Here is a 20,334-nt window from a genome sequence, read left to right as displayed (position 1 = left end):
TTTGTTTCGTTCAGTTTTCAAAGAACTACTTAGTCGCTCATTCGCGACTTCCTTATGTTAACATCTTCATTTTTCAATGTCAACTAAGTTTTTTAATTTCTTTTTTGTCGTTTTCTGCGTTTCCGCATCAGCGACGGTTATTAATATATCATGCAGTATATACAGGGTCAATACTTTTTATAAAAAAATTTCACATCCCGTTAAAAACTTAAAAACCGCTGTAAAAATCCTTATAGCGTCCATTCATTCTTCATGGTCCCCCTCCTATTCATTTCATATCTTATCCCTTTATCAATTTACACGAGAGTGAAAATTCTAAATTGTATGTTATATTATTAGTATAGGAGCGTGGTGAGAATGAGCATTAAGTATTCAAACAAAATCAATAAAATCCGGACCTTTGCATTAAGTTTAGTATTTATCGGCCTCTTCATTGCATACTTAGGTGTCTTTTTCCGCGAAAACATTATTATTATGACAACGTTTATGATGGTTGGCTTTTTAAGTGTTATCGCTAGCACTGTCGTTTACTTTTGGATTGGTATGTTATCTACTAAGACTATCCAAATTATTTGCCCAAGCTGTGATAAGCCAACAAAAATGCTCGGCCGTGTCGATGCATGTATGCACTGCAATCAACCTTTAACACTAGATCGAGATCTAGAAGGAAAAGAATTTGATGAAAAGTATAATAAGAAGAGTTATAAATCATAAGTATCAAGGGAAATACGAATTTGCAACACTACAAACGTTTCAACTCATTAAAAAGTTGATTTATTAAAAAATCAACTTTTTAATTGTTTTATTAAATTTATTACACCTATTTTTTCGAAATAACAGTAAACATCCCTGTCATATTAGGCGAATAATCTTTAAAATCATATTTTTCGTAGAATGATGTTTTACCTTGCGACGCAAACAAACCAATGAATGCTTTATCTGGAGCATTCTGATTTAAGTATTCTACTAAAGTATTCATTATTTTCTTTCCAATACCATTCTTTTGATACTCTGGATGAACCACTATATCTTGAATATAGAAATAGATAGCCCCATCACCAACAATTCTCCCCATGCCGATGATTTGATTATTATCCTTGACTGTTATACAGTAAATCGAATTTTGAAGTGATATTTCCGCCACCTCAAAGTTCATATAGTTAGTCCATCCCACAGAATCACATAAATATTTATATTCTTCCAATGTTGGAATGTTATTTTTAATCTCATATTTCTTCAAAATGTCCCCTCCCAGAATTCATTTCCACCAATACAAAGTAAATTCGACAAACTTTTATCTAACCCTCCTTACTAACTTAGCACTGTAAATCCCGATTAACCTCACGCTAATCCTTATATAATAAAGAAAGAGGCTGACGTATAGCCGTCAGCCTCTTTCTTTATTATATATTACGCCTTATGACACTCTGGACAAACGCCATAAATTTCTAAGCGATGACTATTGATAACGAAGCCTGTCGTTTTCGCAGCTTCCTCTTCCAGCTTTTCCAAGCCTCCATAAGGAAAATCAACAATCTTACCACATTTTTCGCAAATCACATGATAATGTTGACTTGTAACATAATCAAATCTACTTGAAGCGTCTCCATAAGTTAATTCCTTTACAAGTCCAACCTCTTTAAACACACGTAAGTTATTATAGACAGTTGCAACACTCATATTTGGAAACTTACCTTCTAACGCTTTATAAATATCATCCGCTGTTGGGTGCGTCATTGATTCCACAAGGTACTCTAAAATAGCATGACGCTGTGGAGTAATGCGTACACCCGTATTTTTCAGCATTTCTAGCGCTTCTTTTAATTCTTCTTTGACCACCGTCATGCACCCCGATTCTATACGGATTATTATTTTATAATTCTTATAAAGAGTGTACTCCTTTTCTTATAAATCGTCAATATTTCTACTATAAGTATGTAGTTTATTTTTATATTCAGGACTTGTTTTTATGTATCTTTCCCTTTTTCTTCATATATTCCATAGAAAAAAGTGCGACATAATCGCACTTGGAATACTATCATCTGAGGAGGTATGCCCTACACTTCCACTTTATGTAAGGCAGTAAAATATGTATAGACACTTGCCTTGTTTCTGCATATTTTATCTCCAATGTAGATTTATTTTATATAAGAAAGAACATCCTCAATATGTCCTTTCACTTTCACTTTACGCCACTCTTTTACAAGTTCACCGTCTTTATTAATAAGGAATGTAGAACGCTCGATTCCCATATACTCTTTCCCAAAGTTCTTTTTTAACTTCCAAACATCGTATAACTCTGCTACTTTATGATCTTCATCTACTAAAAGTATAAATGGCAATTCATGTTTCTCAATGAATTTCAAATGTCTATTCGCTGAATCAGGACTTACTCCAAGAATAACCGTATCCTTCTCTTGAAATACTCCATACGCATCACGAAAATCACATGCTTCAGTTGTACATCCTGGCGTCATATCTTTCGGATAAAAATAGAGAACTACATTTTTACCGCGGAAATCAGCTAGGCGAACTTCTTCTCCGTTACTTCCCTCTAATGTGAATTCTGGTGCCACTTCTCCTACTGTAATCATAGTTATCACTCCTACTCTTTTCCTTTACTATAACAAATGCTTCCTTATTTTTCATTGTCTATTACAGACCTCATCACAAAAGCAAAAGGGAGTGTATATCCAATTAGCGCTTCTGCGATTGCAATCCATCGCCCAATTCCAATCGGAGATATGTCACCATATCCAACAGACAATAAAGTAACTGCGCTAAAATATAAACAAACTTCGACGAGTTGAAAAGAATGAGCGTTCAAACTTTCTCCATCCTCTTTCAAAACTGCGAAACCCATTTCCTCTAATACAACGTAACTTAATCCAAATGCGATTAGTACTGTTGTATAGATTAAAAATAATGTGGCCAAATTATAGAGCGAAAAAAAACGCGTTGAATCTGAATAGGAACTCCATAATAATTGGACACTTTTCAAAATAGCGATTGCTGCAATTAATAGAATAAATCCCCATAACATGTCCTCCACCTCATTTTATATGTATGAGGTGGAGAACTGATTTATCCCTTAGAAACGAACAAGCTTCTATAATTAATTACCCGCGCCACGATACCTTTTTACCCCTTGGTTCCAGAGGGTGATTGCAATCGTAAAACAGATAATACCAACAATTGGCGTCGCAAACGCATAACTATTCCATTCTGTTTTTCTTAAAAAGTATGCTGCTGGATATACTCCAACAAACGCAAACGGTAAAACGAACGTTAAAATGAAACGAATTACACGATTATAAATATTAACAGGATAGCGCCCGTAATTACCTATGTTATACATAAGAGGCATAATTGAGCTTTTCGCATCCGACCAAAAACCAAGGCTCGCCAACGTAACAAATATCCCTCCATATACAAGTGCTCCTCCTCCTACCATCAATATAAATAAGAAGAAATCATACCAGTAAAAAGATAATTGTAACTCCACAGCTGCATATCCCATTACAACAATCCCTGTAATAGCTCCAATTAAAGATTCAAGTTCCATTCTTTCTAATATAATTTGAAATAGGCTATGGATCGGTCGCGTTAATACACGATCCATCTCCCCTTTAATAATGTATCGATCATTAAAATCCCATATATTAAAGAAAGCTGAAAAGATGGCAAATGGTACTAAAAAGAAACCATAAATAAAGATTACCTCTTCTCGACTCCATCCCTTCAATGCTTGTGTATGCCCAAATACAACGAGAATAAATATTAAATTAACTGCTTGAAGCGATAAATCAGAAAGTAAACCAACGATAAAATCGCCTCGATACTCCAATTTCGTTTTTATATATTGACTTGCATATTGTAAAAATAAGTTTATATATAGCATCTCATCATCCCCCTTGTACAATTAGACGTTTTCTCGCCGTTCTCCACATGAGTACAATTGGAATAATAAGTACAATCGCCCAAATCACTTGAAATACTAAAGCCTCATACAACTTACTCCCCTGTATACCTTCAGAAAAAATCATACTTGGAATATAACTAATAGCCTGAAACGGTAAAAACATCATTGCTTTTTGGGCCCATAACGGATAAAAACTAATTGGTAATAATAGACCTGAAAATAAATCAATAACAACGCGTTTTGCATACATAATTCCACTATTATTAAATAGGAAAAACGTAAGCATTCCCGTCATTAAATTAATTTGTGTATTAATAATAAAGCTAAATATTAAAGATAAGAAGAAATATAACCAAGTTTGAAAATTCGTTGTAATTTGCAACGAAAATAATAACGTAACGATAACCATGCCTGGAATGGAAAAGAAGGCAAAACGGAATATTCCCTCGCCAAGACCTTGCATAACTTTCATTCCCAAATAGTTATACGGACGAATTAATTCTACAGCCACACGTCCTTCTTGAATCTCCATCGCAATTTCCCTATCTATATTATTAAAATAGAAGGCACGTGCCATCCACGCGATTGCGATATACGTGGTCATTTGCGAAATAGATAAACTTTCAATATTCTCTTTTCCGCTATAAATTGCTTGCCATAAAAAATAGTAAGCACCGATATTAATCGTATAAATTAAAATCCCGCTATAGTAATTTGTACGATACGCAAGCATCATTAAAAAGCGAATTCGAATCATTTCAATATACTTACCCATGCGTAATACCTTCTTCATAAATGTTACGAATAATTTCCTCTGTAGACACTTCGTTAATTTTTAAATCTTTAATTTGAAATGCTTGTACTACTTTAGAAATAAGCATTGAAATAATAACTTCTTCATTCGGAATTTTTGCAACCCATGCATTTTCCTCTTTCGCTTTCGACCAAACGACATGATTATCTGGCATAACCATTGATAAAGCCTGATAGGAAACTGGTGCAACAAACTGAAAGTGAATTTCCTTCTCTGCTCCCCACTGCGTACGAAGATTACTTAAAGAACCGTCATACATAATATTCCCTTCATCCAGCATGATAACGCGCTCACATAAAGCTTCAATATCAGTAATATCGTGTGTTGTTAATAAAATTGTTGTTTTATAACGTTCATTCATTTCTTTTAAAAATTCACGTATTTTCAATTTCACAAGTACATCTAACCCAATTGTTGGCTCATCTAAAAATAATAACGGTGGATTATGAATTAAGGCTGCCGCTAATTCACAACGCATCCTTTGACCAAGAGATAATTTTCGAACTGGTTTATCTAATAAAGGCCCTATATCTAACGTTTCAATTACGTGCTCCATATGCTCCTTATACTGAGCGTCTGATACACCGTACACTTTCTTTAATAAACGAAACGATTCTTGTACTGCAATATCCCACCAAAGTTGCGAACGCTGTCCAAAAACAACACCAATTGTTCTTACAAATTCTTCTCTTTGTTTATGTGGGTTCATTCCATTTACTGTGATTTGCCCTGATGTCGGAGTTAAAATCCCCGTAAGCATTTTAATTGTTGTTGATTTACCAGCACCGTTCTCACCGATATAACCAACCATTTCACCTTGCTTTACAGTAAAAGATACATCGTTTACTGCTGGTACTATTTTATAATTACGATTTAATAAATCGCGAAATGCACCCTTTAAGCCCGGACGACTTGAATAGGCTGTAAACTCTTTACGTAACCCTTGTACCTCAATTACCGATTTCATAATCGGACCCCCCTCCTAAATGTCACAACGAATAGTTTACCCAACTGCCTTCGCTATCACAAACAATACGTCTTTTCGAAAAACATGTTAGAATAATACATAGATTTTTGTAAGGAGATGAATTGTAGTGAAATTCACAAAGTCAGAAGCATTACATAAAGAAGCTTTAGAGCATATCGTGGGCGGTGTTAATAGTCCTTCTCGTTCTTTTAAAGCAGTTGGCGGCGGCGCTCCTGTTGCTATGGAACGTGGGAAAGGCGCTTATTTCTGGGATGTAGACGGAAATAAATATATCGATTATTTAGCAGCATACGGTCCTATTATTACTGGACATGCTCATCCGCATATAACAAAAGCAATTACAACAGCTGCTGAAAATGGGGTACTTTATGGAACACCAACAGCGCTAGAGGTAAAATTCGCAAAAATGTTAAAAGAAGCAATGCCTGCATTAGATAAAGTCCGTTTCGTAAACTCTGGTACAGAAGCAGTGATGACAACGATTCGTGTTGCTCGTGCTTATACAGGTCGCACAAAAATCATGAAATTCGCTGGTTGTTACCACGGTCATTCTGATTTAGTACTTGTGGCAGCTGGATCTGGTCCTTCTACTTTAGGAACTCCTGACTCAGCTGGCGTACCACAAAGTATTGCACAAGAAGTTATTACTGTTCCATTTAATAATGTCGAAACTTTAAAAGAGGCTTTAGATAAATGGGGTCATGAAGTAGCAGCTATCCTTGTAGAACCGATCGTTGGAAACTTCGGTATTGTAGAGCCTAAACCAGGATTCCTTGAAAAAGTGAATGAACTTGTTCACGAAGCTGGCGCATTAGTAATTTATGATGAAGTTATTACTGCTTTCCGCTTTATGTACGGTGGTGCTCAAGACTTACTTGGTGTGACACCTGACTTAACAGCGCTTGGTAAAGTTATTGGCGGCGGCTTACCAATCGGTGCTTACGGTGGTAAGAAAGAAATTATGGAACAAGTTGCTCCGCTTGGACCTGCATACCAAGCTGGTACAATGGCAGGAAACCCTGCTTCTATGGCATCAGGTATCGCTTGTCTAGAAGTGCTTCAACAAGAAGGGCTTTATGAGAAATTAGATGAACTTGGTGCAATGCTTGAAAAAGGAATTTTAGAACAAGCAGCGAAACATAATATCGACATTACATTAAACCGTCTAAAAGGGGCTTTAACTGTATACTTCACAACAAATACAATTGAAGATTACGATGCCGCACAAGATACAGACGGTGAAATGTTCGGTAAATTCTTCAAGCTTATGCTTCAAGAAGGAATTAACTTAGCACCTTCTAAATACGAGGCATGGTTCTTAACTACAGAACATACAAAAGAAGATATTGAATATACAATCGAAGCTGTCGGCAGAGCATTTGCCGCCCTAGCAGACAATAAATAATCCCGTCATTAAAAGGAAAAAAGAAAGCTCACCTTTCTTTTTTCCTTTTTTCTATTTCATAAATCCCGTATTAATAGTATAATTATTCATAATTATCTGTTTTATATTCTTTTACAGCATTACTATCTCTGTGTACAAGGTGATTCGCACCTTAAATAGTAAGATTATTCTAATTTTTACAAGAGGGGGGATTGACGGATGCTCAATAAAAAAAATACATGGACACCGTCTTTATTTCGAGATTATAGAAATGCAGAACATGATGCGTGTGGAATCGTTTCCGTTATGGAGAAACGAAAAATTGCTACAAAAGAAAACATTGACCTTTGCATACAATCACTCGTCAAAATGAATCATAGAGCTGGTTTCATTAATGGTGAGGGCGATGGCATCGGCATTCACATTGATATACCAAAAACGCTTTGGAATGAAAAACTAAAAAGTAGCGGATATAATCCAACGATTGTGGATCATCCCCACTTTATCGTTGGACATTTTTTTCTAAATAAAAAAGAAGACATTACTGCCTTAAAAGATTATATTCGTACGCAATTAAACAACAAAAACTTTACTATCATTTTCGAAAGTGATGATGTAACAAACTCAGATGCGCTCGGTCCACTTGGTAAACAAGAAGAACCTTTATTTTGGCAAGTTGCCCTTATCGCAGAAAACGAAATTACAAATATTGAGCAAACATTATTTTCTGTCACAATAAAAATAGAGGAAAACGAAGCAATTCATGTTGCTTCATTAAGTCGTGATCATGTTGTATATAAAGTTCTAGGTGCTGGTGATACGCTTGTTGCCTACTATAATGATTTACAACATCCGCTTATCGCTTCAACTATGACATTAGGACATAACCGCTACTCTACTAATACATTATCTAATTTTTTTCGTGTACAACCATTTAGCATTCTCGGACATAATGGTGAAATTAACACAATTGCGAAATTACGCGATCAAGCTGAAATGATTGATGTACCACTTACTGCAGGAGGCAGTGACTCTCAAGATTTAAACCGCACCTTAGAAACCCTACTTGTTCAATACAACTACAGCTTATTTGAAGCAATGGAAATTCTATTCCCACCAATTATTAATGAAATTAAACTTTATGAAACACCTTTACAAGATTTATATACGTATATACGTGAAGCATGGGGACATTTTGCCCAAGGACCAGCTGGCATCATTTCCCGTTTTAAAGATGAAGCTGTTTTCAGCGTTGATTCCCTTGGATTACGCCCAGTATGGAAAGTAGAGACAGAGAGCTCTTATATTTTCTCTTCTGAACCTGGAGTTGTATCACCAACTAAATATGTAGCAGAACCAAAACCACTCGCTCCTGGAGAAAAAGTCGGATTAAAATGGAATGAACAAGATGAACTTGTTCTTTATGAATATGACAAATATCAAATCCAAGTATATAACCGTTTTAAAAAGCGAATTGATACTACCAATTACCATTTAAATTTATCTATCCCTGAAACGAAAAAAATCCAAGGGCTATGTGATTCTGTTCAAGTTGAAACGAAACAATACGTCGCTTTCGGATGGGACCGAGAACATATTCAACTCCTTGAACAGATGGCAACAAAAGGCGTTGAGCCAATACGCTCACTTGGGCATGACTCACCACTTGCCGCACTTGATACTGATAGACGAAATATCGCTGACTTCATTAAAGAAAGTGTAGCTGTTGTTACAAACCCTGCAATTGACCGTGACCGTGAAATTGAACACTTCTCTACACGTACTGTACTTGGAGAGCGTCCAAGTTTATTAAGTGGCGCAAAACGGCCATTTGTAGTTGAAATGCTTTCACCAATTATTTTAGAAGGCAGCGTGGCACAACCTATTGCAGAGGAATTACACACAATTACGTACGAACAACTCATAGAGCTATTTAAAACTCATAACTCTATCGCCACAATCTCTGCTACATTCAGCTCGTCAGAAACTCTACAATGTGCGTTAAGCCGCATTAGTTCTGAAGCGATAGCTGCTGTTAACAATGGTGCTTCCCTACTAGTATTAGATGACGCAAAAGCCCATCTAAATGAAAGATTGTGGATTGATCCACATTTAGTTACTGCTAAAGTACATCAAGCATTAAGTGAAAATAAATTACGCCGCAATTGTTCTCTCGTTATACGTTCTGGTGCCCTTCGCTCCTTACATGACATTGTCACGCTATATGGATTAGGAGCAGATAGTATTAATCCATATTTATTATTCGCGACTGTAAATGATGGAACAAAAACACCAATTACGAATCTGTATAATGCACTTAATAAAGGATTAGAAAAAGTCATTTCAACAATTGGAATTCATGAGTTACGTGGTTACGGACGTCTCTATTCATCTATTGGGTTACATGAAGAAATCGCAAATATATTACAGATTACAAATTTCTTCGGTTCAAATGATTTAGCTTTTTCACTTGAATCACTTGCTGAAGATGCAAAAATGCGAGCGGATGATTATAACAATCCTAAAATTAGAATGCGAAAATCATTTCATATATTCCCGCGAATTTGGAAAGCAATCGGCGATGTTGCAAAAGGAAATTCTTATGATGATTACCGTGACAAGTTAAGTGAACTAGAAGAGAATAATCCCATCGCAATCAGACACCTTGTTCAAACGAAACAAACAAAACATGTCGTTCCAACTGAAGAAGTATCTATCGGCATTAAAAACCATTATTTTCCATTTATTATTAGTTCTATGTCATTTGGTTCTCAAAACGAAATTGCCTTTCGCGCATATGCAGAAGCGGCCGATCAGCTAAATATGATTAGCTTGAACGGTGAAGGCGGCGAAATTAAAGATATGATTGGAAAATATCCACATACACGTGGACAACAAGTGGCATCTGGGCGATTTGGAGTAAATGCCGAACTACTAAACTCATCGAACTTAATTGAAATCAAAATTGGTCAAGGCGCAAAGCCTGGGGAAGGTGGGCATTTACCTGGTTCAAAAGTAACAGCCAAAATCGCTGAAGCACGTAATGCGACAATTGGCTCAGATTTAATTTCACCTTCTAATAACCATGATATTTATTCAATTGAAGATTTAGCTCAAATGATTACGGAAATTAAAACAGCTAATCAACTTGCCAAAGTAGCCGTGAAAGTCCCTGTCGTTCCTAATATCGGAACAATTGCTGTCGGTATCGCCAAAGCTGGTGCTGATTTTATTAACATTAGCGGATTCGATGGCGGAACAGGTGCTGCACGTATTCACGCCTTGCAACATGTAGGTCTTCCTGTAGAAATTGGTGTTAAAGCCGCTCACAACGCTTTATTAGAAGCGAGCATGAGACATAAAGTAGAGATTTGGGCAGATGGTGGTATTCGAAGTGTAAATGATGCCTTGAAAATCATGCTTCTCGGAGCAAACCGTATTGGATTTGGCACACTATCAATGATTGCAATCGGCTGCACTACTTGCCGTGGGTGTCATCTAGATACTTGCCATGTCGGAATTGCAACACAAATCGAGTCTGAAGCACAAGCAAAGGAACATGGGTTACGCCGCTTCGTCCCACGCGAATTAGAAAGCGCAGTTACTGGCCTGCTAAATTTATTCACCTCTTTCGGTATAGAACTAAAACGATTAACAGGACAGCTTGGGTATACAAATTTACAAGCAATTGTTGGGCGTTCTGATTTATTAGAGCAAGTTCGAGGCGAAAATTTATTAAACTTACGTAATTTATTACAAATAATAGAACATCCATCTGTTACAACAACAGATGGTGTACCAGAAAAACAATTTAAGACAGTTCATTCCGCTGACTCAAAAGAATTAGTAGGCGTTGGTGTAGAGCAACGCGTTATGGGTGGTCTAGAATCATGTTATCGCGTTCGCAGTAAACTATATGAAGCTACTCAACTTGAACCACTTACATTAAAGTATACGAATGGTTCTATTCCCGGAAATGGGTTAGGCGCTTACAATAGTGAAAATTTATTTATACACGTAAATGGCGGCGCACAAGATGGCATTGGTAAAACTTCCTTTGGTGGTGGGATTTATATAACGAAATCAAAAGGAAAAGACGGAGTATATTATAACGGTTCTGTCGGAAAAGGATTTGGATATGGTGCACAAAAAGGGGCACTATACGTGCAAGGGAACGCTGATGCTCGCGCTGGCATTCGCCTTTCTGGGGCAGACATGATAATTGGAGGTAGAATAACAAAACCACTCCGTGAAAAAGAGCAAGGAAATATAGGGGCATACTCCAATATTAAAGGTTTTGCTTTTGAATATATGACAAATGGGCGAGCGCTTGTTTTAGGTGACCCTGGTCCATGGATTTGCGCTGGCATGACTGGCGGTGTTGTTTATTTGCGTCATGATTCAAACTTAGGCCTAACAGAACAGGCCTTAAAAAGAAGAATTGCAAAAGGGGCAAATGTTACATTACAACCAATTAGTAAAAATGGTTTGAAAGATGTAACTGAATTATTGCTAGACTATATTCGTGTACTAAACGAACATGAGCAATATGAGGAAGTTGCTTTATTAACAGCATTATTAGATGATATACAGAACCAGTTTTTTGAGATTATCCCGAAAAAAGAACAGGCAGACCCATCTATCTCAACAGAGTAAAATGAGTAATTTTCATTATTAAGAAAAAATTGACGAAGTACGCTTCTCATAGTAATCTATAGTAACAATTTGAGACCTGCTGAAATTCAGCAGGTTTTTTTACTAAAAACTGATGTTTAAAAGGAATTAGGAAAAATTATAAAGTGAAACTTTAATTAGCCTACACCAATCGAGCGTTTACCGGCATCTAGCTTCTAATTTTTGAGGCAGGAATCTTACTACTCACAATTAGCGGGATAAAATGAACACTAATTTCTTTTAACGTCACTAAAATATCACTTGCTAACATATTGTAATGAATGTATAGTATCATGTTGTACATTCATTATGACAAGAGAAAGGATCTTATTAAGGGTATGAAACTTGGTGCTCGCATTTTAAAAACGGGTATTGCCATCACGTTAGCTTTATTTGCTTGTATTTTACTTCAATTACCGAGTCCGGTATTTGCGGGAATTTCAGCTATCTTTGCTGTTCAACCGTCTGTATACCGTTCTTATTTAACAGCACTTGAACAAATTCAAGCAAATGTAATTGGTGCGATATTTGCTATCGCATTTGCTACTGCTTTTGGACATAATCCTTTTATTATTGGATTAACATGTATATTAGTAATTGCTCTTACATTACAATTACGATTAGAAAACACAATATCAATTGCTTTAGTAACAGTTATCGCCATTATGGAGTATCAAGGCGAAGATTTCTTTAGTTTTGCCTTACTTCGATTTGCGACGATTATGATTGGTATTATTGCGGCTTCACTTGTAAATTTAGTATTTATGCCGCCAAAATATGAAACAAAACTTTATCATCGTATCGTTGATAATACAGAAGAAATTGTAAAATGGATTCGAATGAATAGCAGGCAGGCTTCTGATTTTACAACGCTAAAAACTGATATTGATCGTATGAAAGAAAAAATGATTAAACTAAATCATTACTATTTGCTGTATAAAGAAGAAAGAAGCTATACGAAAAAAGTAAAGTTCGCAAAAATTCGTAAGCTCGTTTTATTCAGACAAATGTTAGCGACAACAAGCCGTGCTTTAAGTACGTTAAAATCATTACACCGTACTGAAAATGAACTGCGCTATATGCCGGAAGAATTTCAGGAATCTATCCAAAATGAACTTGACTCATTAACGCATTATCATGAACAAGTTTTATTAAAATTTATTGGTAAAGCAAAAAAACAACAATCAGTTGAAATGCTTGATGAAGTTGAAACAGGTAAACAAGAATTAATTGATATCTTTATGGAATATCAAAATAAGGACGATGAAGAAGCATATAAAACATGGTTACATCTCTTCCCTCTTATTTCTTCCATCATTAACTATAGCGAAGAAGTAGAGCATTTAGATTTGCTTGTAGATAGCTTCTACACATATCATAAACCAGAAAAAGAACTCCAAATCGATGATAAAAAAGAAGACGAATAAAAAAACAGCTCCTTTTATGGTAAAGGAGCTGTTTCTGTTATATGTTGAAGTTGATATAAATTGTAATAAAATCCTCTTTTTCGCATTAACTCTTCATGAGAACCAGTCTCTTTAATCTCACCGTCTTCAATGTAAATAATCGTATCAACATGCGTAATCGTCGCTAATCGATGTGCGATTATAATCGTTGTCCGGTCAGCAGCTAACGTCTGAAGCGCCTCTTGAATATACCTTTCATTTTCTAAATCTAATGCTGAAGTTGCTTCATCTAATATAAGTACCGACGGATTCTTTAGAAACACTCGTGCAATTGCCACGCGTTGTCTTTGCCCGCCTGATAGCTTCACACCACGTTCTCCAACGACAGTATTATAACCATCTGGTAAGTCTATAATAAAATCATGAATTTGCGCAGCTTTGGCAGCTGCAATCACTTCTTTCTCTGTAGCTTTCGGATTTCCATATAAAATATTAGCTCCAATTGTATCGCTAAACAATAAATTATCCTGCAGTACAATTCCAATATGACTACGCAAATTTCTCATATTGTACTTTCTTACATCTATGCCATCTACATAAACCGCGCCTTCAGAAACATCATAGAAACGCGGGATCAAACTAGCAAGAGATGACTTTCCTCCCCCACTCGCTCCTACAAGCGCTACTTTCTCTCCAGGCTGCATAGTTAATGACAAGTTGTGTAATATCTCTTTTTCATCTGCATTATAACGAAAAGAAACATTGTCAAATACAATTTCTCCATTTAATTTTTTCGTTTGTACCGCATTTGGTACATTAACAATATCGTATTTTTCATCTAACAGTTCAAACACACGGTCCATCGATGCAAAAGATTGTGTTAATGTTGTAGATGAATTAACAAGGCGGCGAAGCGGACTATATAAACTATCCATATATCCAACAAAAGCTACCATCGTTCCTAGCGTTAACTGCCCTTGAATTACTTCATATGCTGCAAAACCAATCACAAGTAACGGACCTAAATCGGTTAACGTATTTACTGCCGAAAATGTTCTTGCCGTCCAACTTGTATGGGTTAATGCTTTCGTTAAAAATTCATTATTTCTTTTTTCAAACTGCTTCCCCTCATACTCTTCTAACGCAAAGCTACGTGTCACTTGCATTCCTTGAATACGTTCATGCAAATACCCTTGCATCGTCGCTAACGCTTGTGAACGCTCTTTCGTCAATTTCCGAAGACGTCCGAAAAAATATTTCACTGCAATTACATAAATAGGTAAAATCAATAACGCAACAAATGTTAATTTTATATTCATAGAAAACATAACAATGATAGCAATAGCAATTGTTGCAGTATCTAACCAGACGTTCATCAAACCAGTAATTACAAAATCCTTCGTTTGTTCTACATCATGGATGACACGCGAAATAATCTCCCCTGTTTTTGTATTGGAGTAATAACGTAAACTTAACTTTTGTAAGTGACCGAAAATATGCTTCCGCAAATCATACAGTATTGTATTTGCGATACGTTGGGCGAAATATTGACGATAATATTCAATCGGTGGTCTTAATACCGCAAAAATAAAAAAAGCAATTCCAATCGCTGTTATTAATTGAGATGTTTTATCTTGAAGTGAGCCCGCGCCTTGAATTACATCATCGATAATATACTTTAATAACCACGGCATAATAAGTGGGATACCGAACTTAACTAGTCCAATAATAATTGTAATAGCAATAAGCCATCGATATGGTTTAACAAATTGTAAATATCTTTTTATGCCTTGCACATAATCCCCCCTCTAATAGGACAAACCTGCCGGGAAGCCCCCTGCAGGTTTGTTTTAATTTCTGTACATTAAATATCGTTCATACCACATATCTACGAAGTCTGGTGCAAATGGACCTTTTCTTTGATGAATCCACTGTGTTAAATGTGCTACATTTCGTTTTAAAATTGTATCAATAACAGGTGGATACTGCATAATTTGACTATGTTTTTCATACTCATCTTCATCTAGAAGCGTATATGTCATATCTGGATATACTTTAATATCTAAATCATAATCAATATACTTTAATGCTTCAGGATCATACGCAAAAGGTGAGCTTAAATTACAATAATAATATACGCCATCTTCCCTAAGCATCCCAATCACATTAAACCAATAGTTGGCATGAAAATAACAAATTGCTGGTTCACGAGTAATCCATGTTCGGCCATCCGATTCTGTAACTACTGTACGATCATTCGCTCCGATTACAAGACTCTGTGTCCCTTTTAAAATTGTTGTTTCTTCCCACATTCTATGAATGGAGCCATTATGTTTATAACTATGTATTTGTACTTTTTCTCCTTCTTTGGGAAATCCCATATATGCTCCCTTCTTTCAACTGCAAATGCCCTTTGAACGGCATTCACTTTTTTTCTATTATAACTTTTTTGTCGAAATTTTAAAACTAAAGGGATAAGACTCTATTTTTCAAATTGAATATGCAGGAGGTTTATCGTTGAATACTATGCCCCAACTCTTCTTAAGAGATAGGGATTGTACTGCATTATTTATAAGCGAGGACATGTAATAGAAAAAGCCCTTCTCTATTTCCATACAAAGAAGGACTTTTCACCTGAAGATAACAATATATCTTACCCTAAATTTGAAATCATTTTTTCAGTTGCAAAAGATTGAATTACACTATTCGTTTGTTCTTCAAATTTCTCATGTAACATCTTCAACGCTACTTCTGTTCTATATATTTCCTGACGGATAAAATGCAGTTCTTTTTTATCGCACGTATCTTTTTCATTCATTTCGATTTGTTGATACTTCTCTAGATGTGCTTGTAACTTTAACAACTCATCCATCGTTTCTAATTGCTCCCCTACCAACTTATCAAAATCGTTCATTACTTACCCCCTTTTGGACTTATTCATCAGTTATTATTCCTAATTACATAATTCTAATTGTTAACTTCCTTCTCCTTTGACTACATTTGTTGACTTATTAGAAGTTATGTCGTTCGCTTTCTTTTCATTACAACGATCCACGCAAAAAGAAAACACTTCTCCCGAATTAGAGAAGTGTTTTTCTTTCATTACTGATTTGAGCTAGAAGATTGTGATTGTTTTGCAGCTGACTTAGCATTTTGTTTTTTCACAGAATGCACGTCTGTTTCAGTTGCAAATTCTGTACCATAACTAGCGTTTGCACTTTGTGCACCAGAAGCTTGTGCTTTCTTTGCTTCTGATTGTGCGTTTGCTTGTTTTACAGCTTGTACATCTGTTTCAGTTGAAAACTCTGTACCATAACTAGCATTTGTACTTTGAATGCTAGCACCAGAAGTTGCTTTGTTATAACCTTGTTGTTTTTTACTCATCTTTCTCACCTCCACAATCAATAATGTAACCAATTCACTTAGAAGCTATCCGTAATTTTCTTTTTTAAAATTTCCGCATATAACTTTTGTTACTCATTCAAACTATAGAAAATGGAGGTGTAAATATGTATATAGGACGCGATATGACTGAACTAACGATGATTTCAAAAAATGAATGGAAAGAAGATGAATTAGCTTATTTTCATCACTCACTACAACAGGTTCTGCCTTATTTAAATGTAGAAGGGCAAAGTATTTACAAAGAAATTGTAGTAGAAATCGAATCAAGAGGCGGCTTACAAGAAGGTGAAGCTAGTTGGACTCATGGGACAAAAATTTCTTACGATTAAAAAAGTGTTCCCTAGATTGGGAACACTTTTTTATTTATTGCATTGTAATTTTCTCCACACAATTTTCATAAATAGTACGGTGTGATTTTGAGAAAGGTAATTGCTCAAATACCTCTTTTGATACAAATTTTAATGTATCTGTATCAACAATATTACCGGTTACTTTTCCGTAAAATACAAATATATCCCAAGTACGATGTGTAAACGTATGTTGTACATTCATTGCGTATTCATCAATAGAAACCTCGAGCTCAAATTTTTCTTTCATATAATCTATAAGCTGTTCCTTCTGATTTCGAATACCTTCTCCAAGTTCCACATTCGGAAACTCCCACATGTTAGCTAACAAACCTGTACTTGGACGTTTATTAATAACGTAACGACCGTCTTCAGTTTGAAGTACACCTGCAACAATAGGTACCATTTTAGGAGCTTTCGCTTTACTTTTTACTGGTAATTCTTTTTGAACACCTTCAGCATATCCTCTGCAATGTTCACGTACAGGACAAAGTAAGCATGCTGGATTTTTCGGAATACAAATTAGTGCACCTAATTCCATCAATCCCTGATTAAAGTAAGATGGGGTTTCTACTGAAATAATTTCACGCACAATCTCTTCAAAAACTTTTCGAGTCTTTGGTTTTGCAATATCATCCCATACTGATAAAATACGAGATAATACACGCATAACATTTCCATCAACTGCCGGCTCTGGTATACCATATGCGATACTTAAAATAGCACCTTTTGTATATGGTCCGACTCCTTTTAACTTTTCAATTTTCTTTACATCACTTGGTACAACTCCGCCGTATACTTCTTTTACCTCTTTTACTGCCGCATGTAAATTACGTGCTCTAGAATAATATCCTAAACCTTCCCATGCTTTTAATACTTCTTCATCATCTGCGTTCGCTAACGCTTCAAGTGTAGGAAACTTCCCCATAAAATTTGCGTAATATGGTTTTACAGCTTCTACTCTTGTTTGCTGTAACATAATTTCAGAAACCCAAACGCGGTATGGATCTTTATTCTTTCTCCATGGTAAGTCGCGCTGTTCTTCTTCAAACCAACCAATTAAATCATTTTGAAACTGCTCTATATTAAAATTGTTTAGTATTTCAAGTGTCAAACTTGATCCCCCTCATTTTTTTGCATATAAGTACTATTATAAAGATTTTAGGAAAAAATTTAAGTAAGATGATACAGGAAATAGAAGGCAAAGGACTTGAGGTATCGAATAAAAAGAGTTACATTAATAAAAAACGGAGGTGGATTTCTATGGACACAGCCACTCACCTTGTTATGGGTATCACTTTAGGTAGCTTAGCAACATTAGATCCAGCCATAGCACAAAGTGATATTGGCCCCCAAGCTGTTATGCTTGCTACAATTGCTGGTTCCAACATTCCTGACATTGACACAGTTTTAAAATTGCGTAATAACGCTAAATATATAAGAAATCATCGTGGGATTACTCATTCTATTCCTGCGGTAATTCTTTGGTCATTCCTTATAAGTGGCATCTCTTTCGCCTTCTTTTCAGACGCTCCATATCTTCATCTACTGCTTTGGTCATTTATTGCTGTCTTCCTTCACGTCTTTGTAGATATTTTCAATGCCTATGGTACACAAGCATTACGGCCTTTCACAAAAAAATGGGTCGCACTCGGCGTGATTAATACATTCGATACCGTAATTTTCTTTATCCATATACTTGCAATTGCTTGCATGCTCGTCGGTTCTCATAAGGGATATACAGCTTTAGCGGCATATATATTAATGATTGTTTACTATATCGGACGGATTATGATGCACAGAAATATAAGAAGCGTTGTACACAAACGTTTCAAAAATGTCGAAAAGATTATCATTTCTCCTTCTTACCGATTTTACCATTACCATTTAGCAATCGTTACGGCTGATTATTACTACGTTGCGAGATGGCACCGTGGTAACATCATGATATATGATAAGTTCGATCGAGTACCGTTCCCAGACAATAATATTATGCGAGCAGCTAAACAAGATGAAAACATCTCGGCCTTTCTATCTTTCTCTCCTGTATATCGCTGGGATATTTTTGATCATGACCATTATTATGAAGTACGATTCATTGATTTACGATATCGAAGTAAAGATTATTATCCATTTGTTGCAATCGTTCAGCTCGACCACAATTTAAATATTATTAGTTCCTATACAGGATGGATCTTTAGTGAAGAAAAGCTTCGAAAAAAACTGGAATTACTTCCACATTAAAAAAAGCGACTTAAGTCGCTTTTTTTAATGTTTCAAATGATCTTCTTGATTAATTAAATGACTATACTTCGGATTATTTGTACGCATTTCATGAAGGCGTACACCATGATTATTAATCCATGATCGTACCACTTGTTCTGTCATTTCATCGCCTTGATAACGACCTGATTTTGCATAAGTTGTTTGAAAATCTTCCCATAGTAACTCAACCCACGCACGAGCTTGTGCGTAAGAAAGCTTGTCATTCTTGTCTAATAATTCTTTCGTTAATGTTTCATAAATATCATTCATATTATAATCTCCTTTTACCTATTTATCCCTTCATTTCTAAAGGATAGTTTCTTCAATTTTGCACATTCTATAATTGATACTTCTTAAAGAGGTATCAACCGATAATGAGGAGGGCGTTCGTAATGGGTAAACAAGCCGAATTTTGGTCTGAGTCAAAAAACAACAGCAAAATCGACGGTCAACCGAAAGCGAAATCACGCTTCGCTTCGAAACGACCTAACGGCACAATTAACACGCACCCACAAGAACGTATGCGTGCTGCAAATCAGCAGGAAGAGTAATACAAATTAAATTAACTTCCTACACGAGGTGATAAAGATGAGCTACCGTGATCGCTTAGATAGTCGTTCTGAATTATTTAACCATACGTGGACTCGTCCAAAACATGCGAAAGCGCAAGTTAACGGACAGACGCAACAAACCCAGTCTCTCATTATATTGGCAAATGAATGTAAAAAACGCCAATTTTAGAATCTCCTATCTCCTTTAACGCCTACCAAAGATGAAAACCAGAGAGATATATGCTCTCTGGTTTTTATTTTTCTTGCAATAAGGAAATTGGTATGCCAATCTCTTCATTATCATTTTGCTTATATCCCCAAGCAAATACCCCATTGAAATACGTAATTTTAAATAATACACCAGGTTCTTCTACTAATTCATATGTTTCACCAATACGGAATTTGTTTATATCCGTCATATAAGCACGAGCCATTGCCATTTTTCTCATTAATACATCAAATTCATTGACAATCCCAAGCTGCTCAGCTTTTACTGCTTGCTCCTTCAAAGCGCCAATTTCTTCCCTTAGCTCATGCGGTGTCATTTCACTGTAGCGTTTTGGCATATTCATCTTATT

General features: G+C 35.8%; 22 protein-coding genes. 8 read left to right on the top strand and 14 right to left on the bottom strand.

The window, feature by feature from the left end; translation table 11 throughout:
* Positions 1-357 precede the first annotated feature (357 nt).
* Positions 358-714, top strand: coding sequence for a YgzB family protein (locus N2V80_RS02675; RefSeq protein WP_000025066.1), 357 nt, complete (start codon positions 358-360; stop codon positions 712-714).
* A 106-nt stretch (positions 715-820) separates the two neighbouring features.
* On the opposite strand, the gene N2V80_RS02670 is transcribed toward N2V80_RS02675, so the two are convergent.
* The 7 genes from N2V80_RS02670 to N2V80_RS02640 form a co-directional block, all read right to left on the bottom strand.
* Entirely contained in the window at positions 821-1,240 is a 420-nt protein-coding gene (locus N2V80_RS02670; protein ID WP_000759738.1) for a GNAT family N-acetyltransferase, read from the bottom strand.
* Between the two features lie 170 nt (positions 1,241-1,410).
* Positions 1,411-1,839 carry a peroxide-responsive transcriptional repressor PerR gene (gene perR / locus N2V80_RS02665; protein ID WP_000237829.1) on the bottom strand — a complete coding sequence of 143 codons (429 nt, stop codon included), beginning with the start codon at positions 1,837-1,839 and terminating at the stop codon, positions 1,411-1,413.
* Positions 1,840-2,138: 299 nt separating this feature from the next.
* Positions 2,139-2,594 (bottom strand): thioredoxin-dependent thiol peroxidase, encoded by a 456-nt coding sequence (gene bcp, locus N2V80_RS02660; protein WP_000633729.1) that lies wholly within the window; start codon positions 2,592-2,594, stop codon positions 2,139-2,141.
* A 44-nt stretch (positions 2,595-2,638) separates the two neighbouring features.
* Positions 2,639-3,043 carry a potassium channel family protein gene (locus N2V80_RS02655; RefSeq protein ID WP_000964343.1) on the bottom strand — a complete coding sequence of 135 codons (405 nt, stop codon included), beginning with the start codon at positions 3,041-3,043 and terminating at the stop codon, positions 2,639-2,641.
* A 72-nt stretch (positions 3,044-3,115) separates the two neighbouring features.
* The gene (locus tag N2V80_RS02650) at positions 3,116-3,901 is read right to left on the bottom strand and encodes an ABC transporter permease (protein ID WP_000965772.1); all 786 of its coding nucleotides are present in this window, start codon (positions 3,899-3,901) and stop codon (positions 3,116-3,118) included.
* Positions 3,902-3,905: 4 nt separating this feature from the next.
* Positions 3,906-4,697 carry an ABC transporter permease gene (locus N2V80_RS02645; protein WP_000521519.1) on the bottom strand — a complete coding sequence of 264 codons (792 nt, stop codon included), beginning with the start codon at positions 4,695-4,697 and terminating at the stop codon, positions 3,906-3,908.
* Entirely contained in the window at positions 4,690-5,703 is a 1,014-nt protein-coding gene (locus tag N2V80_RS02640) for an ABC transporter ATP-binding protein (protein WP_000843658.1), read from the bottom strand. Before N2V80_RS02640 ends, N2V80_RS02645 begins: the two co-directional genes overlap by 8 nt.
* A gap of 127 nt (positions 5,704-5,830) precedes the next feature.
* On the opposite strand from N2V80_RS02640, the gene hemL reads away from it, so the two are divergent.
* The 3 genes from hemL to N2V80_RS02625 all read left to right on the top strand — a co-directional run bounded on the left by hemL (position 5,831) and on the right by N2V80_RS02625 (position 13,209).
* Positions 5,831-7,129 carry a glutamate-1-semialdehyde-2,1-aminomutase gene (hemL, locus tag N2V80_RS02635; RefSeq protein WP_000673239.1) on the top strand — a complete coding sequence of 433 codons (1,299 nt, stop codon included), beginning with the start codon at positions 5,831-5,833 and terminating at the stop codon, positions 7,127-7,129.
* A 198-nt stretch (positions 7,130-7,327) separates the two neighbouring features.
* The gene (locus tag N2V80_RS02630; protein ID WP_061655999.1) at positions 7,328-11,764 is read left to right on the top strand and encodes a glutamate synthase-related protein; all 4,437 of its coding nucleotides are present in this window, start codon (positions 7,328-7,330) and stop codon (positions 11,762-11,764) included.
* A gap of 356 nt (positions 11,765-12,120) precedes the next feature.
* A complete protein-coding gene (locus N2V80_RS02625; protein ID WP_000765787.1) occupies positions 12,121-13,209 on the top strand; it encodes an aromatic acid exporter family protein in 1,089 nt (362 codons plus the stop codon).
* A gap of 14 nt (positions 13,210-13,223) precedes the next feature.
* Here the strand turns inward: N2V80_RS02625 and N2V80_RS02620 are convergent, their stop codons facing one another.
* From N2V80_RS02620 to N2V80_RS02605, 4 genes are all read right to left on the bottom strand, one after another.
* A complete protein-coding gene (locus tag N2V80_RS02620; RefSeq protein WP_001161596.1) occupies positions 13,224-14,984 on the bottom strand; it encodes an ABC transporter ATP-binding protein in 1,761 nt (586 codons plus the stop codon).
* A gap of 54 nt (positions 14,985-15,038) precedes the next feature.
* Positions 15,039-15,569 (bottom strand): nucleoside tri-diphosphate phosphatase, encoded by a 531-nt coding sequence (gene ntdP / locus N2V80_RS02615; protein WP_000506624.1) that lies wholly within the window; start codon positions 15,567-15,569, stop codon positions 15,039-15,041.
* Positions 15,570-15,841: 272 nt separating this feature from the next.
* Positions 15,842-16,102: a YgaB family protein gene (locus tag N2V80_RS02610; RefSeq protein ID WP_000997575.1), complete on the bottom strand. Its 261-nt coding sequence runs from the start codon at positions 16,100-16,102 to the stop codon at positions 15,842-15,844.
* Between the two features lie 188 nt (positions 16,103-16,290).
* Positions 16,291-16,572 carry a gamma-type small acid-soluble spore protein gene (locus tag N2V80_RS02605; protein WP_000039046.1) on the bottom strand — a complete coding sequence of 94 codons (282 nt, stop codon included), beginning with the start codon at positions 16,570-16,572 and terminating at the stop codon, positions 16,291-16,293.
* Positions 16,573-16,697: 125 nt separating this feature from the next.
* On the opposite strand from N2V80_RS02605, the gene N2V80_RS02600 reads away from it, so the two are divergent.
* Positions 16,698-16,922, top strand: a complete 225-nt coding sequence (locus tag N2V80_RS02600; protein ID WP_000275436.1) for a hypothetical protein — start codon at positions 16,698-16,700, stop codon at positions 16,920-16,922.
* A gap of 34 nt (positions 16,923-16,956) precedes the next feature.
* On the opposite strand, the gene mutY is transcribed toward N2V80_RS02600, so the two are convergent.
* The gene (gene mutY / locus N2V80_RS02595; protein WP_061655998.1) at positions 16,957-18,054 is read right to left on the bottom strand and encodes an A/G-specific adenine glycosylase; all 1,098 of its coding nucleotides are present in this window, start codon (positions 18,052-18,054) and stop codon (positions 16,957-16,959) included.
* Between the two features lie 149 nt (positions 18,055-18,203).
* Between mutY and N2V80_RS02590 the strand changes: the two genes are divergently transcribed.
* On the top strand, positions 18,204-19,184 hold the full coding sequence (locus tag N2V80_RS02590; RefSeq protein WP_000379106.1) for a metal-dependent hydrolase: 981 nt from the start codon (positions 18,204-18,206) through the stop codon (positions 19,182-19,184).
* 24 nt (positions 19,185-19,208) lie between these two features.
* Here N2V80_RS02590 and N2V80_RS02585 read toward each other — a convergent pair whose 3' ends face one another.
* Entirely contained in the window at positions 19,209-19,475 is a 267-nt protein-coding gene (locus tag N2V80_RS02585) for a YfhJ family protein (RefSeq protein ID WP_000998166.1), read from the bottom strand.
* 122 nt (positions 19,476-19,597) lie between these two features.
* Between N2V80_RS02585 and N2V80_RS02580 the strand changes: the two genes are divergently transcribed.
* Both N2V80_RS02580 and N2V80_RS02575 read left to right on the top strand, forming a co-directional pair.
* The gene (locus tag N2V80_RS02580) at positions 19,598-19,756 is read left to right on the top strand and encodes a small, acid-soluble spore protein K (RefSeq protein WP_000517891.1); all 159 of its coding nucleotides are present in this window, start codon (positions 19,598-19,600) and stop codon (positions 19,754-19,756) included.
* 37 nt (positions 19,757-19,793) lie between these two features.
* Positions 19,794-19,946, top strand: coding sequence for a YpzG family protein (locus N2V80_RS02575; RefSeq protein WP_000122093.1), 153 nt, complete (start codon positions 19,794-19,796; stop codon positions 19,944-19,946).
* Between the two features lie 64 nt (positions 19,947-20,010).
* On the opposite strand, the gene N2V80_RS02570 is transcribed toward N2V80_RS02575, so the two are convergent.
* Positions 20,011-20,328: a YfhH family protein gene (locus N2V80_RS02570; RefSeq protein WP_001057024.1), complete on the bottom strand. Its 318-nt coding sequence runs from the start codon at positions 20,326-20,328 to the stop codon at positions 20,011-20,013.
* Positions 20,329-20,334: the final 6 nt, after the last annotated feature.

The organism is Bacillus sp. FSL W8-0640, assembly GCF_038007725.1.
GTDB lineage: Bacteria > Bacillota > Bacilli > Bacillales > Bacillaceae_G > Bacillus_A > Bacillus_A cereus.
The sequence above is the reverse complement of the archived record's forward strand: the minus strand, read 5'-3'. Positions and strand labels throughout refer to the sequence as shown.

Coding starts and splice junctions, on each gene's coding strand:
- N2V80_RS02640 (WP_000843658.1), bottom strand. CDS start 5,703: ATGAAATCGGTAATTGAGGTACAAGGGTTACGTAAAGAGTTTACAGCC.
- N2V80_RS02590 (WP_000379106.1), top strand. CDS start 18,204: ATGGACACAGCCACTCACCTTGTTATGGGTATCACTTTAGGTAGCTTA.
- N2V80_RS02650 (WP_000965772.1), bottom strand. CDS start 3,901: ATGCTATATATAAACTTATTTTTACAATATGCAAGTCAATATATAAAA.
- N2V80_RS02610 (WP_000997575.1), bottom strand. CDS start 16,102: ATGAACGATTTTGATAAGTTGGTAGGGGAGCAATTAGAAACGATGGAT.
- N2V80_RS02580 (WP_000517891.1), top strand. CDS start 19,598: ATGGGTAAACAAGCCGAATTTTGGTCTGAGTCAAAAAACAACAGCAAA.
- N2V80_RS02585 (WP_000998166.1), bottom strand. CDS start 19,475: ATGAATGATATTTATGAAACATTAACGAAAGAATTATTAGACAAGAAT.
- ntdP (WP_000506624.1), bottom strand. CDS start 15,569: ATGGGATTTCCCAAAGAAGGAGAAAAAGTACAAATACATAGTTATAAA.
- N2V80_RS02645 (WP_000521519.1), bottom strand. CDS start 4,697: ATGGGTAAGTATATTGAAATGATTCGAATTCGCTTTTTAATGATGCTT.
- N2V80_RS02655 (WP_000964343.1), bottom strand. CDS start 3,043: ATGTTATGGGGATTTATTCTATTAATTGCAGCAATCGCTATTTTGAAA.
- N2V80_RS02630 (WP_061655999.1), top strand. CDS start 7,328: ATGCTCAATAAAAAAAATACATGGACACCGTCTTTATTTCGAGATTAT.
- N2V80_RS02570 (WP_001057024.1), bottom strand. CDS start 20,328: ATGAATATGCCAAAACGCTACAGTGAAATGACACCGCATGAGCTAAGG.
- N2V80_RS02605 (WP_000039046.1), bottom strand. CDS start 16,572: ATGAGTAAAAAACAACAAGGTTATAACAAAGCAACTTCTGGTGCTAGC.
- N2V80_RS02625 (WP_000765787.1), top strand. CDS start 12,121: ATGAAACTTGGTGCTCGCATTTTAAAAACGGGTATTGCCATCACGTTA.
- N2V80_RS02575 (WP_000122093.1), top strand. CDS start 19,794: ATGAGCTACCGTGATCGCTTAGATAGTCGTTCTGAATTATTTAACCAT.
- bcp (WP_000633729.1), bottom strand. CDS start 2,594: ATGATTACAGTAGGAGAAGTGGCACCAGAATTCACATTAGAGGGAAGT.
- N2V80_RS02675 (WP_000025066.1), top strand. CDS start 358: ATGAGCATTAAGTATTCAAACAAAATCAATAAAATCCGGACCTTTGCA.
- N2V80_RS02600 (WP_000275436.1), top strand. CDS start 16,698: ATGTATATAGGACGCGATATGACTGAACTAACGATGATTTCAAAAAAT.